Source organism: Lysinibacillus sp. JK80, assembly GCF_027557635.1.
GTDB lineage: Bacteria > Bacillota > Bacilli > Bacillales_A > Planococcaceae > Lysinibacillus > Lysinibacillus capsici.
In genome coordinates this window covers 2,979,718-2,996,362 of sequence record NZ_CP058997.1, presented here as the reverse complement: position 1 = coordinate 2,996,362, position 16,645 = coordinate 2,979,718, and the positions used below count along the sequence as shown (strand labels likewise).

At 38.7% G+C, this 16,645-nt stretch carries 15 protein-coding genes; all 15 read left to right on the top strand.

The genetic code is table 11. The annotated features are described in order from the left end of the window. The first annotated feature begins 82 nt into the window (after window positions 1-82). The 15 genes from HXV90_RS15015 (at window position 83) to folK (ending at window position 16,598) form a co-directional block, all read left to right on the top strand. Window positions 83-2,479 (top strand): SpoIIE family protein phosphatase, encoded by a 2,397-nt coding sequence (locus HXV90_RS15015; protein WP_269897527.1) that lies wholly within the window; start codon window positions 83-85, stop codon window positions 2,477-2,479. 29 nt (window positions 2,480-2,508) lie between these two features. Further along, complete coding sequence (gene tilS, locus HXV90_RS15010) at window positions 2,509-3,915, top strand: tRNA lysidine(34) synthetase TilS (RefSeq protein ID WP_066038166.1); 1,407 nt, start codon at window positions 2,509-2,511, stop codon at window positions 3,913-3,915. Window positions 3,916-3,982: 67 nt separating this feature from the next. Continuing rightward, complete coding sequence (gene hpt, locus HXV90_RS15005; RefSeq protein ID WP_004229145.1) at window positions 3,983-4,525, top strand: hypoxanthine phosphoribosyltransferase; 543 nt, start codon at window positions 3,983-3,985, stop codon at window positions 4,523-4,525. A gap of 281 nt (window positions 4,526-4,806) precedes the next feature. Then, window positions 4,807-6,834 carry an ATP-dependent zinc metalloprotease FtsH gene (gene ftsH, locus HXV90_RS15000; RefSeq protein ID WP_048395325.1) on the top strand — a complete coding sequence of 676 codons (2,028 nt, stop codon included), beginning with the start codon at window positions 4,807-4,809 and terminating at the stop codon, window positions 6,832-6,834. 153 nt (window positions 6,835-6,987) lie between these two features. Then, a complete protein-coding gene (locus tag HXV90_RS14995) occupies window positions 6,988-7,821 on the top strand; it encodes an aldo/keto reductase (protein ID WP_081010921.1) in 834 nt (277 codons plus the stop codon). Between the two features lie 251 nt (window positions 7,822-8,072). Then, window positions 8,073-8,840, top strand: coding sequence for a type III pantothenate kinase (locus HXV90_RS14990; RefSeq protein WP_048395343.1), 768 nt, complete (start codon window positions 8,073-8,075; stop codon window positions 8,838-8,840). Window positions 8,841-8,861: 21 nt separating this feature from the next. Next, window positions 8,862-9,743, top strand: a complete 882-nt coding sequence (gene hslO / locus HXV90_RS14985) for an Hsp33 family molecular chaperone HslO (RefSeq protein WP_009373570.1) — start codon at window positions 8,862-8,864, stop codon at window positions 9,741-9,743. Beyond that, window positions 9,727-10,698, top strand: a complete 972-nt coding sequence (locus HXV90_RS14980) for a peptidyl-prolyl cis-trans isomerase (protein ID WP_269897526.1) — start codon at window positions 9,727-9,729, stop codon at window positions 10,696-10,698. Before hslO ends, HXV90_RS14980 begins: the two co-directional genes overlap by 17 nt. Window positions 10,699-10,946: 248 nt before the next feature. Continuing rightward, window positions 10,947-11,876 carry a cysteine synthase A gene (gene cysK / locus HXV90_RS14975; protein ID WP_269897525.1) on the top strand — a complete coding sequence of 310 codons (930 nt, stop codon included), beginning with the start codon at window positions 10,947-10,949 and terminating at the stop codon, window positions 11,874-11,876. A gap of 149 nt (window positions 11,877-12,025) precedes the next feature. Then, window positions 12,026-13,435 carry an aminodeoxychorismate synthase, component I gene (gene pabB / locus HXV90_RS14970; RefSeq protein WP_369823949.1) on the top strand — a complete coding sequence of 470 codons (1,410 nt, stop codon included), beginning with the start codon at window positions 12,026-12,028 and terminating at the stop codon, window positions 13,433-13,435. Beyond that, window positions 13,432-14,013 (top strand): aminodeoxychorismate/anthranilate synthase component II, encoded by a 582-nt coding sequence (pabA, locus tag HXV90_RS14965; protein ID WP_048395320.1) that lies wholly within the window; start codon window positions 13,432-13,434, stop codon window positions 14,011-14,013. The genes pabB and pabA overlap by 4 nt, the downstream gene beginning before the upstream one ends. Then, on the top strand, window positions 14,014-14,853 hold the full coding sequence (pabC, locus tag HXV90_RS14960; RefSeq protein WP_112116969.1) for an aminodeoxychorismate lyase: 840 nt from the start codon (window positions 14,014-14,016) through the stop codon (window positions 14,851-14,853). It abuts the gene before it with no gap. Window positions 14,854-14,866: 13 nt separating this feature from the next. Beyond that, entirely contained in the window at window positions 14,867-15,721 is an 855-nt protein-coding gene (gene folP / locus HXV90_RS14955; protein ID WP_112116970.1) for a dihydropteroate synthase, read from the top strand. After that, window positions 15,721-16,086, top strand: coding sequence for a dihydroneopterin aldolase (gene folB, locus HXV90_RS14950; RefSeq protein WP_269897524.1), 366 nt, complete (start codon window positions 15,721-15,723; stop codon window positions 16,084-16,086). Before folP ends, folB begins: the two co-directional genes overlap by 1 nt. Further along, window positions 16,086-16,598: a 2-amino-4-hydroxy-6-hydroxymethyldihydropteridine diphosphokinase gene (gene folK, locus HXV90_RS14945; protein ID WP_269897523.1), complete on the top strand. Its 513-nt coding sequence runs from the start codon at window positions 16,086-16,088 to the stop codon at window positions 16,596-16,598. Before folB ends, folK begins: the two co-directional genes overlap by 1 nt. Window positions 16,599-16,645: the final 47 nt, after the last annotated feature.

Genomic DNA, 16,645 nt, shown 5'->3' with positions numbered 1-16,645 from the left:
ATATTTTTTTCTGTCAACGTCAGACAATCTTTCCACACATAATTTTTTATAATAACCAAAAGTGCGGAAAGGGGATAGTTAAATGACAAGTATTGAATGGTATAATACAACGAATGTAGATGACCAAAAAATAGGTTTGAAAAAGAAGCAGATCCTAATAGGCTCTCTCTTTTTTTTAACCGCCTTTTTCTTGGCTCAATCTGTTGTATTTGAAGCGGCTGTACCGTTCTCAGTTCCTTTTTGGGCCATTATTCGAACAAAATATAGGGAGTATGCTAAATTCGTATTATTTGGGAGTTTAGCGGGTTGCTTTTTCCTAGGCTTTGGACAAGTCCTAATTCTCGCTTTACAAATTATCCTGTATGAATGTATTATGCGTTTTCGTTACTGGCAACTGCCCCAAAGTATTGCGGTGTCTTTAGCTGTATTACTAGTACAAATAATGTGGCAAGGGGTGATGTATCAAGGCTTACCACCAGTGCTTGTACAATTTTATGTGGGCTGTGAAGCAGCTTTAGCTCTTATTATGACATTGTTTATGCAAGTATTATTTGTTAATTCGTATGAATGGTTTACGACGCATTGGACATATGAAAAGCTAGGTTCAGGATTAGTCGTCTTTGCAGCCATGCTTACTGGAATGCAAACGGTTGTAATAAGCTATTTTTCACTCCCTATTTTTTTACTGCAGCTCTTTATCTGTTTTGGCGCATTGGTTGGAAGTGTGCCCTTAGCAACTGTCATTGGAGCAGTGTTAGGAACGCTGATAGGTGTGGCCAAGCTTTCGTTTACCGGTATGCTTTCGGTGGCTACCTTAACTGGATTATGTGCGGGTATGGGAGCGAAAGGTGGTAGATTTGGCGTTGCTATTGGTAGTATTTTACCTAGTGTATTTTTTTTATTTTATGACGCCACATTGCCCTTGGATAGTGTTTATTTCACCTCAATTGCCATTGGTAGTATTTTATTTCTAACCATTCCAAAGAAATATTCAGATAAGGTAAGGGACAAGCTCTTTCCACAACGAGAAGAGGTTTTACTAGCCCGACAGAATTGGTTAACAGAACATGTAACGTATAAATTAGAGCACTTTCAGCATTTTGTGCAATTCATGAAGGAACTTGTGTTTGATCGCTTTATGACAGCACCAGTTGAAGCGGCAAAGGAAGTAGCACCAATGAATACTTGTTTAAGTTGTTTCCGTTATGATCATTGCTGGGGTGCGCAAAATAATGGTATGGACAAGCTGATGACAGATTGGTTTCATATGAAAGGAGTAGGCAAGGAATCAGCTATTCATCGTGTTGAAGAACAAATACGCTATAAATGTGTGAAATCCACGAAAATCTTTGAGGAATTAGATACAGAACTTTATAGAGAACGAATTAACGGGCAATATTTCCATGGTAAAAAAATGATTGCCCTTCAACTGCGAGATATGAGCAATCATTTAAATCAGTTAATTGCTGAGATGAAGGAAGATACAATTTCTTTTGTAAGTGTTGAGAAGGACATTGTTGAGCGCTTAAAGGAAGCCAATATTGAATGTTTTCAACTTGATGTCTTAAGTAATAAGCCTGGGGCAAGAAAGATTGTTTGTGCCTTAGCACCAGCACGTGTCAACTGGGAGAAAGATACGACATTAGCTGAACGTATGATTTTGCCGATTCTTTATGAAATTTTTGATGAACCTTTTGAAATTGAAAAAGTAGTAGCCTGCGAAATACCATTTCGTCATGTTCAAATTTGCTTTAGATCAGCTATTAGCTTTGAAGTAGAGTATGATATATATAGCATGTCTAAAGATGCAACACTATATTCCGGTGATTCTCATGCCCTTTTCCAATTGCATCCAGGATTATTTGCGATATTGCTGTCTGATGGTATGGGGCAAAGTAAAGAAGCACAACATGAAAGTAGAAAATTGATTCATTTAATGAGAGAGTGTCTAAATTACAATATGAATCCCGAAACTGCGATGCATACGCTCCATTATGTCATGGCATTAAAGCAGCAAGATGATATGTATGCAACCCTTGATTTTGCACTTGTCGATTTACAGCACGGAGATTTGTGGTCGTGGAAAGCGGGTGGAATGTCAACCTACATTTTGCGTGGAAAAGAGGTACTGAAAGTAGAAAGTAATGCAGCACCTGTAGGATTCTTATCTATTTCAGCGGTCGAAGCTGAAAAAAGAAAACTGAAGGCAGGTGATGTTATTTTAATGCATTCAGATGGACTGTTTTCAAGTGTAGCTGATTGGGATGAACAGGAGGAAACATTTTTAGCTTTCGCACAGCAGGTAGCAAGTACAAATAAAACGATTCAAGAAAAGCTAACAACCATTATGCAATCATTCCAAGGATATTTTGAAATAGAGGATGATTGTACAGTATTAATGTTAGAGGTGACACATGTTGTACCGACATGGGCTGTCTTTAGACCAGCTCAGTATTCTTCAATGAGTAAATCATCTTAAACTAACAACGAAAAGGGGAGGAGAAGCGTTTGTCATTTGAATTAAAGGTCAAAACATTTATAGAAGAAGAGCAATTATTACAGCAAGGCGACCATCTTCTCATCGCCGTTTCGGGTGGGATAGACTCTATGGCTTTACTTCATTACTTTATTCAAACACAGGAGCATTGGAACATTCAGGTGGAAGCCGTACATGTTGATCATATGTTGAGAGGAGAAGCTTCTGCTGAGGATAGGGCTTTTGTTCAAAAATATTGTGACGCTAATGATGTTTACTTACATGCCAAGGAAATTCCAATACCTACAATATTGGCACAGGAAAATGGTAATACACAGTTAATATGTCGTAGGGAAAGGTATCAATTTTTCAAAGAAGTTCTGCAAAAAACAAATGCTAATAAGCTTGTAACTGCACATCATGCGGATGACCAACTGGAGTCAGTATTAATGGCCCTTACAAAAAATGCAACAATGAATAGCATGCAGGGCATACGTCCTCAAAGAATTTTTGGAGGAAAATCATTAATTCGTCCGTTTTTAACGGTTACAAAGTCTGAAATAGGGGAATATTTACTTAGAAAAGGTTTAGATTATCGAGAAGATGCTAGCAATTCTAAAGATACCTATGTACGTAATCGTTTTAGACATCATGTGGTGCCTTTATTGGAGGCAGAGAATCCGCGAGTGACTGAACAGGTGACCCATTTCACAAAGCAATTGCAAGAAGACGATACCTTTTTAATGACATTGGCCCAAGATGTATTTTCCCAAATCATCATAAGAAATAATGAAAATACATATCGCATGGAAATTGAGGCATTTCAATTGGTACCACTTGCTTTACAAAGGAGGCTCATTTTAATACTATTAAACTATCTTTACAAAGATTCAAATACGATACAAAGTTATGCCTTATTGACTTCAATTTTAAAGCTTTGTGATACAACAGCAGGGTATGCTGAAATTCACTTACCTGAAGATTTTCTAGCAGTTCGCCGTTATGGAAATTTAACGATTCAGAAAAAGGAGCCGTTAGAAGGCCTAGCTTCTCCTGAGAAACAGGTTATTTCGACTGCTAATGGCTGGACAACACTGACAAATGGTGAGCGCTTACGCGTAGTCAATTTGCATGATTTATCGTCTGAATTGCTGACGGATACTGCACAACTTTTTTATTTTAACGCTAGCAAACTCCACCTACCGTTTTATGTTCGGGCACGCAGGGATGGAGATAGAATGCTGTTAAAAGGAATGGATCAGCCAAAACGCTTATCTCGCCTTTTTATAGATGAAAAGATTCCTTTAAATGAGCGAAATAGCTGGCCGTTACTGATTTCTCAATCTGATGAGGTGGTAGCGGTAATTGGTGTGCGTATGGGAATATTTTTTTCAACCACTCCGCAACCAAACGATGATACAGTGCTCATCGTAGACTAAGGTCTTTGTAAAATATTTCACCGAAATAGGGTGAAGATTTTTTGATACATCACGAGGAGGAATCGATATGTTACAAAACGACATCGAAAAAATTATGATTACAGAAGAACAATTGCAAGAAAGAATTGCAGACTTAGGCGCGCAATTAACAGAGGAATACAAAGATGCATTTCCATTAGCTGTTGGCGTACTTAAAGGGGCAATGCCATTTATGACAGACCTAATGAAACGTTTCGATTCTTTCATCGAACTTGATTTTATGGATGTGTCTAGCTATGGTAATGCTACTGTGTCATCTGGTGAAGTGAAGATTTTAAAGGATTTGAATACAAGCGTTGAGGGACGTGACGTATTAATTATCGAGGACATTATTGATAGTGGTTTAACTTTAAGCTATCTAGTAGATTTATTTAAATATCGCAAAGCAAAGTCCATTAAAATTGTTACATTACTTGATAAACCATCAGGTCGAAAAGTAAATTTATCTGCTGACTATGTTGGTTTCGAAGTGCCAGATGGCTTTGTTGTAGGATATGGCTTAGATTACGCTGAAAAATATCGTAACTTACCTTATATTGGTATTTTAAAGCCTGAGGTATATTCTTTCTAAGAACTAAAGACCAGCTATAAAAAGTAAAGGTCTCCAGCGCAAGTCACGTATTTTTAGTTATGTTTAACATAATTCAAAATCTTGACACAATGTTTAGCTATATCGAGCCCGAGGAACAGGTACAATTACGCTGGGACATATAAAGATGGCCTAAAAACTGTTGTGATAACGGCAATAAGTGAACGAAACATTTTTTAAGTAGGGCTTTTCGTTGTATGATGAAATCATGATATGTTAAGATTTTACTTATAATTTTTCTGTTTGTAATGAGGAGGCTGGAGATGAATCGAATATTTCGATATACCATATTCTATCTACTGATTTTCCTAGTGATTATCGGTATTTTTGGTACTTTCAATGGTGGAAATTCACCAACGAAAGAATTAACTTATCATGAGTTTCAAGAAGCTCTAGATAAGAAAGAAATAACAAGTGCTACAATTCAACCTGATAAATCAGTTTACGTCGTTGAAGGAACACTGAAGGGGTATGAAAAAGGGGAAAGTTTTACTACAAACATCCCTCGTGAAAACCAATCTTTAATGGACCGCATCGATGAGGCTGCTAAGGATAAAAATAGTAATATTAGTTTTTTAGCAGCACCAGAAACAAGTGGATGGATTCAATTCTTTACAGGAATTATTCCTTTCATTATCATCATTTTCTTATTCTTCTTCCTAATGAGTCAATCTCAGGGTGGCGGTAATAAAGTGATGAGCTTTGGTAAAAGTAAAGCTAAACTGTATGATGATCAAAAGAAAAAAGTGCGTTTTACAGATGTAGCAGGTGCTGATGAAGAGAAAGCAGAACTTGTTGAAGTGGTAGAATTCTTAAAAGACCACCGCAAATTCACTGAAATTGGTGCCCGTATTCCAAAGGGTATCTTACTTGTAGGTCCTCCAGGTACAGGTAAAACATTACTTGCACGAGCAGTAGCAGGTGAAGCGGGTGTTCCATTCTTCTCTATCTCAGGTTCTGACTTCGTAGAAATGTTTGTCGGTGTTGGTGCTTCTCGTGTCCGAGATCTATTTGAAAATGCTAAGAAAAATGCTCCATGTATCATCTTTATCGATGAGATTGATGCAGTAGGTCGTCAACGTGGTGCTGGTCTTGGTGGAGGCCATGATGAGCGTGAACAAACATTAAACCAGTTATTAGTTGAAATGGATGGTTTCGGTGCCAATGAAGGGATTATTATCATTGCTGCAACAAACCGCCCGGATATTTTAGATAAAGCATTATTACGTCCAGGTCGTTTTGACCGTCAAATTACAGTAGGTCATCCTGATGTAAAAGGACGTGAGGCAATTCTTAAAGTACATGCACGTAATAAGCCTTTAGCAGATACAGTTGATTTAGCAGCTGTTGCTCAACGTACGCCAGGTTTCTCAGGTGCGGATTTAGAAAATCTACTAAACGAAGCAGCGCTTGTAGCGGCTCGAAAAAGTAAGCGCACTATAAATATGGCAGATATTGATGAAGCATCAGACCGAGTAATCGCTGGTCCTGCAAAAGCCAGTCGCGTATATTCTGCGAAAGAGAAGAAACTAGTATCCTTCCATGAAGCCGGCCACGTAGTCGTTGGTCTTGAGCTAGATGAGGCTGATACAGTACACAAAGTAACAATTGTTCCTCGTGGGCAAGCGGGTGGATATGCGATTATGTTACCGAAGGAAGAGCGCTTCTTTACGACAAAGCAAGAGCTTTTAGATCGTATTGCAGGTCTTCTGGGTGGTCGTGTAGCTGAAGAAATTGTTCTTGGTGAAGTTTCTACTGGAGCACATAACGATTTCCAAAAGGTTACAAGCATTGCCCGTGCTATGGTTACTGAATACGGAATGAGTGAGAATCTTGGAGCTATGCAATTTGGTTCAAGTCAAGGTGGTAATGTATTCCTTGGCCGCGACTTTAATTCTGACCAGAACTATTCTGATTCAATAGCCTATGAAATTGATAAAGAAATGCAAAAAATAATTGATACACAATATGAGCGTACTAAGCGTATCCTTACGGAAAAACGTCACCTGCTTGATTTAATTGCCAATACACTAATGGAAAAAGAAACATTAAATGCACAAGAAATTGAGCATTTACGTGATCACGGTGTGTTACCGGAACCAGAGGCTGCAGAAAAAATTGAGGAGAACACTCCAAAGATTGAAGCAAAGCCTACATTAGATACTATTGGCGAACCAGTTGTTGAAAAAGAGCTACTAAGTAAAGAGTCAAATCCAACAACTTTGGATTTAGCAAAAGAACGTAAAGAACCGAATGATGCACCTAAGGGTATCGATGAAAAACGTGATTAAAAATAGGGAAGACTGTTTACTAGTTCAGTAAGCAGTCTTTTTCTTTGCCTTTTCTTACTAATAAGCATTAGGATAGAGTAGTAAAAAAGACAAGCTGCATGCAACTCTGCCATTTAGAGAGATGTTAGCCAAAAAAGATAGGAGTGTATATGCGTGGGAAATGTTGTATTGAATAATGGTCTTAAAATGCCATTGGTTGGATATGGTGTCTTTCGAGTACCCGAAGGAGATGACCTAGCTGAAGCAGTCAAAACAGCTATAGCAAAAGGATATCGTAGTATTGATACAGCACAAGTATATCGAAACGAAGAAAGTGTTGGACGAGGAATACGAGCAGCCATTGAAGAAGGCTTGGTAACTCGTGAAGAATTATTTATCACATCAAAAGTTTGGAACGATGGACTTTCCTATGAAGAAACACTTGCGGCATATGACAGCAGTCTAGAAAAAATAGGATTAGACTATTTAGATTTATATTTAGTACATTGGCCTGGAATAGACCAAAATTATATTGAAGTTTATAAAGCACTAGAAAAGATTTATCAAGATGGTCGAGTACGTTCAATTGGTGTTAGTAATTTCCATGTACACCATTTGGAAAGCCTTTTGAAGGAAACGACTGTCGTCCCTGTTATAAATCAAATTGAATTCCATCCGCATTTAATACAGGAGGAAGTACGTGCCTACTGTAAGGATAAGGGCATACAGGTAGAGGCATGGTCTCCGTTGATGAATGGTTCTCTACTGGAAGAGGCATTGATTCAAGAGCTAGCATCTAAATATGGCAAAACGCCTGCACAGATTGTATTACGCTATGATGTGCAACATGATGTTGTCACGATTCCAAAAACGATGACACCTGCACGTATGACTGAAAACCTAGCTGTTTTTGATTTTACGTTAACTGAGCAAGAAATGACACAGTTAGATGCAATGAACGATGGACTACGTTGTGGTCCAGATCCAGAAAAATTTAATTTCAAATGATTGTAAGAGAGGCTACCATATTTAGGGGGCCTCTTTTTAAAGAAGGATGATAACATGTATAGGTATTTATCTCCACCTGTAGTAGAAGGTGATGTACCTAAGACTATCCCTACAGTACAAACAACATCTGCTGAATCAAGATAAAAAGTATGGTATCATTTTCTAAAGTGTTTTATCCTCATTCCAGTTAGAGAGAATATTGTAATATGGGGATTGTGAAAGTTACAATGACGACATGGGAGGTGTCATTCTTGATTTTAGTTTTAGATGCAGGGAATTCCAATATTGTATTAGGTGTCTATGATGACAACGATCAATTAGCCTTCCATTGGCGTATGGTGACGGATCTTCATAAAACAGAAGATGAATATGCCATGCAAGTTCTTTCATTTTTTAATCATGCAGGCATTTCATTTGAACAAATAACAGGCATTATTATATCCTCAGTTGTGCCACCAATTATGTTTTCACTAGAGGCGATGTGCCAGAAGTATTTTCGAAAAAAGCCATTGATAGTAGGACCAGGTGTGAAAACAGGTTTAAATATTAAATACGAAAATCCTCGTGAGGTTGGGTCTGATCGCATAGTGAATGCCATAGCAGCTCTAGATTTATATAAGGCCCCTTGTATCATAGTTGATTTTGGGACAGCAACAACCTATTGTTATTTGAACGAAAAGGGCGATTACATGGGTGGAGCTATTGCGCCAGGCATCACTATTTCTACAGAGGCTCTTTATACACAGGCTGCAAGATTGCCGCGTATTGAAATCGTTCGACCTACACATATCGTGGGGAAAACGACCGTTTCTGCCATGCAGGCGGGAATTTTTTATGGCTTTGTCGGGCAAGTTGAGGGCATTGTTAATCGTATAAAAGCACAAAGTAAAGAGGAGCCATTAGTTATTGCTACAGGTGGATTAGCAAATCTAATTGCAGGGGAGACACAAATTATAGATGTTGTAGATCCATTTTTAACGTTAAAGGGTTTATATAAGCTCTATAAACGTAACCAATAGGAAATGAGGGACATTCCATTTATGAGTGATTATTTAGTAAGAGGTTTAGGATTTAATGGACAAGTTCGTGTGTTTGCAGCACGTACAACAGCCACAGTAGGAGAAGTGCAACGCCGTCACGATACATGGCCAGTTGTATCAGCAGCTTTAGGTCGTTCAATGACAGCGGCAGTTATGATGGGAGCCATGCTAAAAGGTGAAGAGAAAATCACTATTAAAATTGAGGGCAACGGTCCAATTGGCCCAATGGTAATTGATAGTAATGCACATGGAGAAGTGCGTGGATTTGTGACAAACCCTCATGTACACTTTGATTTAAACGAGCAAGGTAAACTAGATGTTCGAGCAGGTGTTGGAACAGAAGGTGCTCTTACAATTGTTAAAGACCTTGGTTTAAGAGATATGTTTTCAGGACAAACACCAATTGTTTCAGGCGAAATTGCTGAAGATTTTACTTATTATTTTGCTACATCTGAGCAAGTACCATCATCTGTAGGTTTAGGCGTATTAGTTAATCCAGACAACACTATTCTTGCAGCTGGCGGATTTATACTTCAATTAATGCCAGGTTGTGAGGAAGAAACGATAACTGAAATTGAGCAACACCTTGCTACAATAGAGCCTGTTTCCAAAATGATTGAAAAAGGCTTTACACCAGAGCAAATTTTAGAAGCTGTATTAGGAAATGGACATCTACAAATTTTAGATTCCATGCCAGTTGAATTTAAATGTCAATGTTCAAAAGAGCGGTTTGGTGCGGCAATTTTAGGTCTAGGAACAGCAGAGATTAGAGAAATGATTGATGAGGACGGCGGTGCAGAGGCACAATGTCACTTCTGCTTAGAGACATATAGCTTTTCTAAAGATGAGCTAGAAGGGTTTATCGATGAGCTCAACGCGTAATCGGCGACCTTCAACCAATGTAACACCAAACCAAACTCCTTTATTGCAACGTCGTTTAAAGACAAAGCCTGCTTTAGCTGTCATAGCCGTTTTGTTATTAGGAAATGCATTATGGTTCATTAGTTGGTTGATCCCGAACAAAGGTCAGGAAATTGGTAGCGACGAACAAGTCGCTGCCATTGACGGGGATGTTATCACACGCCAAGAGTGGATGATTGCTATGGAAGAACGATATGGTAAAGAAACACTCCAAAATTTAGTAAATGAAACGGTAATGGAAAAGGCCGCAAAAACATATAAAATTAAAGTTACTGATAAAGAAATTGATCTTGAATTAGCGTTAATGCGATCTGCTCAAGATAAGTATGATACAGCCATGCAAAATCTTTCGGCAGAGCAACTACGCCAAAAGATTCGATCACAGCTTATATTGGATAAGGTACTCACTAAAGATGTAGTGATAGAGGAAGAAAACGTTGAAAAGTATTATGAGGAAAATCAAGGCTTATATAATACAAAAACAAGCTATCGTACGAATTTTATTGAGGTCGATTCAAAAAAAGCTGCTGATGAGGCACTGGGTGAATTAAAAAATGGCTCTGATTTTACAGTGCTGGCACGAGAAATTTCTGTTGATAGTGCTTCAGCGAGTTTAGGAGGGGATATTGGTTTCCTTACAGAAAATCAGGAAAATGTAGACCCTGCAATTATTAATACTGTAAAATCACTAAAGGCAGATGAGGTAAGTAAAGCCTTTAAGTTAGATAATGGTCATTATGGCATTGTTCAAGTACAAGAGATATTAGAAGGACAATCCTTTACATATGACGATGTGAAAGAACATATTGAGCGTGAATTAGCTTTAGAGCAATTACCGCAATCTGTTACGCCAGAAGCATTTTGGTCGGAATTTAATGCTACTTGGTATTATGGAGAGACTAAAAAAGAAAAATAATACATGAAGAGAGTCTGCAGGTTTTGCGGGGTAAAATGAGTCTGATCAAACTTACAGGCATTCGTAGTGAATTACCCAATAAATGCAGGTTCTTTTTCTTTAGTGAGGATAAGATTTTTCCTTTTCATAGCAATGATAAATATTCTGAAAATATTAGTTTTATTTATTGACAATCGAATGGAAAAATTGATAAAATACAAAATAAGTAAAACCTATAAAAATAGTAGGGATTGGGAGTGGATTAGTAAATGAGTAGATTAGCAAACTCGGTAGCTGAATTAGTTGGTAAAACACCAATTGTAAAATTAAATCATGCAACAAGTGAAAATGAAGGTACTGTGTATGTAAAATTAGAATATTTTAATCCGGGAAGCTCGGTGAAAGACCGTCTAGCTTTAGCTATGATTGAAGCTGCGGAAAAAGACGGGACATTAAAACCTGGTGGTACGATTATTGAGCCGACATCTGGTAATACAGGTATTGGTCTTGCAATGATTGCAGCTGCTAAAGGTTATAAAGCCATTCTAGTTATGCCAGAAACTATGAGCTTAGAGCGTCGTAATTTATTACGTGCTTATGGTGCAGAGCTTGTATTAACACCTGGTCCAGCAGGTATGAAAGGTGCAATTGCTAAAGCAGAAGAACTATCTGAAGAACATGGCTACTTCCTACCACAACAATTTACAAATCCTGCGAACGCGGTAATTCACCGTTTAACAACAGGCCCAGAAATTATAGAAGCATTTGATGGCCTGACACTCGATGCTTTTGTAGCTGGTGTCGGCACTGGTGGTACAATTACTGGTGCTGGTGCGGTCTTAAAAGAAAAGTATCCAAACATTGAAATCATTGCAGTTGAACCAAAGGATTCACCAGTTCTTTCTGGTGGTCAACCAGGGCCTCATAAAATTCAAGGAATTGGCGCTGGATTTGTACCAGCAGTTTTAGATACAGAAGTCTATTCGTCAGTATTCCCTGTTGAGAATGAGGTTGCTTTTGAAGTAGCACGTAAAGTAGCACGTGAAGAAGGAATCCTATGTGGTATTTCATCTGGTGCTGCAATCTATGCTGCAATTGAAGCGGCAAAACGTTTAGGTAAGGGTTCGAATGTCCTTGCTATTGTGCCTTCTAATGGTGAGCGTTATCTATCAACACCTTTATATCAATTTGAAGACTAATTCAATTTTTTTATGTAAGGGCTCCTTTATAAAGGGGCCCTTTTTTAGTGTGAAAACTAGGGCACTATGAAAATTATAAAAACATTCGCTTCTATGTAATAATCAAGTTAAGATGGAATCACATCATATGTTTAAAGGGGAAAAATAACTTGAAAACAATACTTACAAAAACATTAACGATGGATGCAGATTCATTTTTTTATAGCTATAAAAGGCAGACAGAGACGCAGCAAGCACATGTGTTTTTAGAGAGTGGACGTGGTGGACATTTTTCAATAGCTGCGTGGAATCCATTAGCTACCGCACGATCAGTAGAGGGTGGGCTTTTCGTAAATTGGAGAAATGGCAGACAGGAAGTTTTACAAGGGGAGTCCCTCGACTTACTGGAAGAGCTTGTGGCGGAATATCAGGTTTCTTATAATGCAGAGCTACCTGTTTTTCAGGGAGGGGCTATTGGATTTGTGTCGTATGATTATGCTCGTAAAATCGAGGAGCTTCCTAATACGGCAACAGATGATTTACAAGTGCCTGATATCTATTATTATATCTTTGATTGCTGGGCCGTACATGATGTGAAAACGAATACAGTGACACTTATGAAGTTAGAAGAGAATGAGGTTAACTTGGAAGAATGGGCTAACATCTGGCAGGTTGCTGCACAGGCTGGATTAGACGCGCGCAAATTTGAGAAAACAACTGCTATAGAAGTTAAGAATGATGAAAATGAGTTGCTTGTTTCATTTGCAGGCGGCGATTTCGAGGCAGCAGTTAAAAAAATTCAAACGTATATCGCACAAGGCGATGTCTTTCAGGTGAATTTATCTGTTCGTCAGTCTAAGAAACTCAATGCAAATGCACTAGATGTCTATGAGGCACTACGAGCGTTTAATCCGTCGCCATATATGGCTTATATTGAAGCACCTGATTTTTCTGTTGTTTCTGGATCGCCAGAGTTACTAGTCAAGCGTCAAGGCAATGAGTTGTCGACGAGACCAATCGCTGGCACTCGGCCAAGAGGGAAGTCTGAAGAGGAAGATTTAGCGTTGGCTCAAGAATTAATTGATAATGATAAAGAGCGTGCTGAGCATGTGATGTTAGTGGATTTAGAGCGCAATGATTTAGGACGTGTATCCACCTATGGAACAGTGGAAGTGGATGAGTTTATGGTCATTGAGCGCTATTCACATGTTATGCATATCGTTTCGAATGTGCGTGGAGAAATAGCAGAAGGTAAAACGAATGCAGATGTTATTCGTGCGATGTTCCCAGGTGGGACAATTACAGGAGCGCCTAAAATCCGCACTATGGAAATTATTGAAGAATTGGAGCCTGTACGACGTGGTTTATATACAGGCTCAATCGGCTGGCTAGGCTTTACAGGTGATATGGAGTTTAATATTGTAATCCGTACAGCGTTTGTAAAAGATGGGGTTGCGCATATTCAAGCTGGAGCAGGCATTGTCATTGACTCTGTTCCGGAAAGAGAGTATCAGGAATCTTTAAATAAAGCGAAAGCAATGTGGCAGGCAAAGGCAATGGCAGAGGAGCGAGTATTATGATTTTGATGATCGATAACTATGATTCATTTATTTATAACATCGTCCAATATTTGGGTGAATTTGGTCATGACATAGTAGTAAAACGTAATGATGTTATTACAGTAGAAGAAATAGAACAACTTTCGCCAGATATGATTGTTATTTCTCCAGGGCCATGTAGTCCAAATGAGGCGGGGGAAAGCCTGAACATTATTAAATATTTCGCGGGAAATATTCCGATTTTAGGAGTTTGTCTTGGACATCAGGCGCTCGCACAAGTGTTTGGTGGTCATGTCATACAAGCGGAACGTTTAATGCATGGGAAGACATCACCCGTGCTGCATGCTGAAGTGGGTTTGCATAAAGGCATGCCAAATCCATTCCAAGCAACTCGCTATCATTCTCTTATTGTAGAAAAGGAGACATTACCAGCGTGTCTAGAAGTAACAGCTTGGACAGAAGAAGGAGAAATTATGGGTTTACGTCATAAGGAATATCCTATTGAGGGTGTACAATATCATCCGGAATCCATTATGACAGAGCAAGGGAAACAACTTCTTCGCCAATTTATAGAAATGTATATAGAAGGAGTGAAATAGATGCAGTGCTGGATGAACGGAAACTATATGGCGGCCCAGGATCTGAGAATTTCGCCATTTGATCATGGATTTTTATATGGATTAGGATTTTTTGAAACGTTCCGAACATATGGTGGTCAGGTATTTTACTGGGAAGCACATATGGAAAGATTACAGCATGCTTTATCACAATATCACATTCATTTAAACTATCCTGAAAGTGTATTACTTGAGGCTGTGCAACAACTAAATCAACTTGCTGGCGGTCAGGATGGTTACTTCCGTTTAAATGTATCTGCGGGTGAACATAATATTGGATTACAGCCAACAGAATATAGACAACCTAATATCATCATTTTTCGCAAGGAACTTCAAGACACACCGCGTGGTACTGAAAAGTTTGCACAATGGCTTACCATACCACGCAATACACCTGAACAAGCATTTCGTGTTAAATCGCACCATTACGGCAATAACGTGCTTGGTCGCTTTGAAATGCCATCACTGGCTCAACAAGAAGGTTTCTTTTTAACAGAATCAGGCTATGTAGCTGAAGGTGTGACATCAAATATATTTTGGATAAAAAATGATATACTATATACGCCTTCTTTGGGGACAGGTATTTTACCAGGAATTATTCGTGCATGGGTTATAGAAAAGGCTAGTGCGCTAAACCTTGACGTACAGGAAGGCTTTTATACAAAAGAGGATTTACTACAAAGTACGGAATGCTTCATTACCAATTCAGTACAAGAACTTGTGCCTATTAGTAGCTTGGAGAACCAGCGATTTTTAGGCAATAAAGGACCTATTTATTCCATTTTGCATAGCGCATTTGTTCAAGAAGTGGAACGAGGATAGAAGGAGCGTTTACATGCTAGAAAAATATACGAAACCATTAACAATTAATGGTATTACATTAGACTATAGACAAGAGACATTTGTTATGGGGATTCTAAATGTTACACCGGACTCCTTCTCTGATGGAGGAAAGTATAACAATGTGGAGGCTGCAGTTACTCAAGCAAAAAAAATGGTGGCTGAAGGAGCAAAAATTATCGATGTAGGTGGAGAATCTACACGTCCTGGGTACGAACGAATTTCAGATGAAGATGAAATTGCACGCATCGTGCCTGTTATTCGAGCGTTAGCACAAGAAGTAAAGGTCATTATTTCAGTTGATACGTATAAAGCAAGTGTGGCGCGTGCCGCAATTGAAGCCGGCGCACATATCATCAATGATATTTGGGGAGCAAAGGCAGAACCAGAAATAGCTCAGGTTGCTGCAGACTTACATGTTCCAATCATTTTAATGCATAACCGTGAAAATATGGATTATGGTGTTGATTTTTGGACGACTGCAAAGGCAGATTTAGAAAAAAGTATTGCCATTGCACAGCGAGCGGGAGTTCCCGATCATCATATCATCTTAGACCCAGGTATCGGCTTTGCTAAAAATACTGCACAAAATATAGCTATGATGCAACACTTATCGGATTTAGTGGCTATGGGCTATCCCGTATTATTAGCAACATCACGTAAATCAATGATTGGTAATGTCTTAAACTTACCTGTTGAGGAGCGTCTTGAAGGGACAAGCGCCACAGTGGTTTATGGAATTGAAAAGGGTTGTCATATGATAAGAGTTCATGATGTAAAGGAAATGGCGCGGGCAACATATATGACGGATGTATTAGTGGGTAAACGTTTGTTTAAGGAGGAAGCGTGATGGATTATATTCATTTAAAGGACATGCAGTTTTATGGTTATCATGGTGTATTAGCAGCTGAAACCACTCTAGGCCAACGCTTTCGAGCAAATGTTTCGCTTGCAGTAGACATGACAAAAGCCGGTGAAACGGATGATCTTTCTTATACCGTAAATTATGCAGAGGTATATGCGTTATGTCGGGATATTGTAGAGGGTGAACCGTTTAAGCTTATTGAGGCTCTTGTTGTGAAAATAGCAAATGTGATTTTAGCAACCTATCCTGATAAAGTAAAAGGAGTTTTTGTAGAGCTTATTAAACCAGACCCACCTATTCATGGTTATTATAAAGAAGTCTCTGTTGAGGTTACGAGGGGGGATTTCTAATGAAGGATGTCTATTTATCTATCGGAACAAATATGGGGGAGAGATATGAGAATCTTCAGCATGCAGTAGACCTTTTAAAAGAAAAGAAGGAACTAGAGTTGATTCGTGTTTCATCTATTTTTGAAACAGCTGCTGTAGGTTATACGGATCAGGCCGATTTTTTAAATATAGCTGTTCATCTAAAAACAGCTATATCGTCTGTTGAGATGTTGAATATTTGCCAAGAAATCGAACGGGAATTAGGGCGTGTAAGAGAATTCCGCTGGGGCCCAAGAGTTATTGATCTTGACATTTTACTTTACAATCAAGAGAATATTGAAACGGAGAACTTAATTGTTCCTCATCCAAGAATGTACGAGCGAGCGTTCGTCCTAGTACCACTTGTAGAGATCACACCATCACCTTTCGATGAACAGCTACAACAAGCGCATGATCTGTTACAGCAAATGGATTGTGAAAAGGAAGGCGTAATCTTCTGGAACCACTTTAATGAGCCGTCAGCGGTGAATTAAGTATTTGTATAGGAATGAATTATCAGCGTATAGCATTAACGATAGAT

Coding starts and splice junctions, on each gene's coding strand:
- HXV90_RS15015 (WP_269897527.1), top strand. CDS start 83: ATGACAAGTATTGAATGGTATAATACAACGAATGTAGATGACCAAAAA.
- hpt (WP_004229145.1), top strand. CDS start 3,983: ATGTTACAAAACGACATCGAAAAAATTATGATTACAGAAGAACAATTG.
- ftsH (WP_048395325.1), top strand. CDS start 4,807: ATGAATCGAATATTTCGATATACCATATTCTATCTACTGATTTTCCTA.
- hslO (WP_009373570.1), top strand. CDS start 8,862: ATGAGTGATTATTTAGTAAGAGGTTTAGGATTTAATGGACAAGTTCGT.
- HXV90_RS14980 (WP_269897526.1), top strand. CDS start 9,727: ATGAGCTCAACGCGTAATCGGCGACCTTCAACCAATGTAACACCAAAC.
- cysK (WP_269897525.1), top strand. CDS start 10,947: ATGAGTAGATTAGCAAACTCGGTAGCTGAATTAGTTGGTAAAACACCA.
- pabA (WP_048395320.1), top strand. CDS start 13,432: ATGATTTTGATGATCGATAACTATGATTCATTTATTTATAACATCGTC.
- pabC (WP_112116969.1), top strand. CDS start 14,014: ATGCAGTGCTGGATGAACGGAAACTATATGGCGGCCCAGGATCTGAGA.
- folP (WP_112116970.1), top strand. CDS start 14,867: ATGCTAGAAAAATATACGAAACCATTAACAATTAATGGTATTACATTA.
- folB (WP_269897524.1), top strand. CDS start 15,721: ATGGATTATATTCATTTAAAGGACATGCAGTTTTATGGTTATCATGGT.
- folK (WP_269897523.1), top strand. CDS start 16,086: ATGAAGGATGTCTATTTATCTATCGGAACAAATATGGGGGAGAGATAT.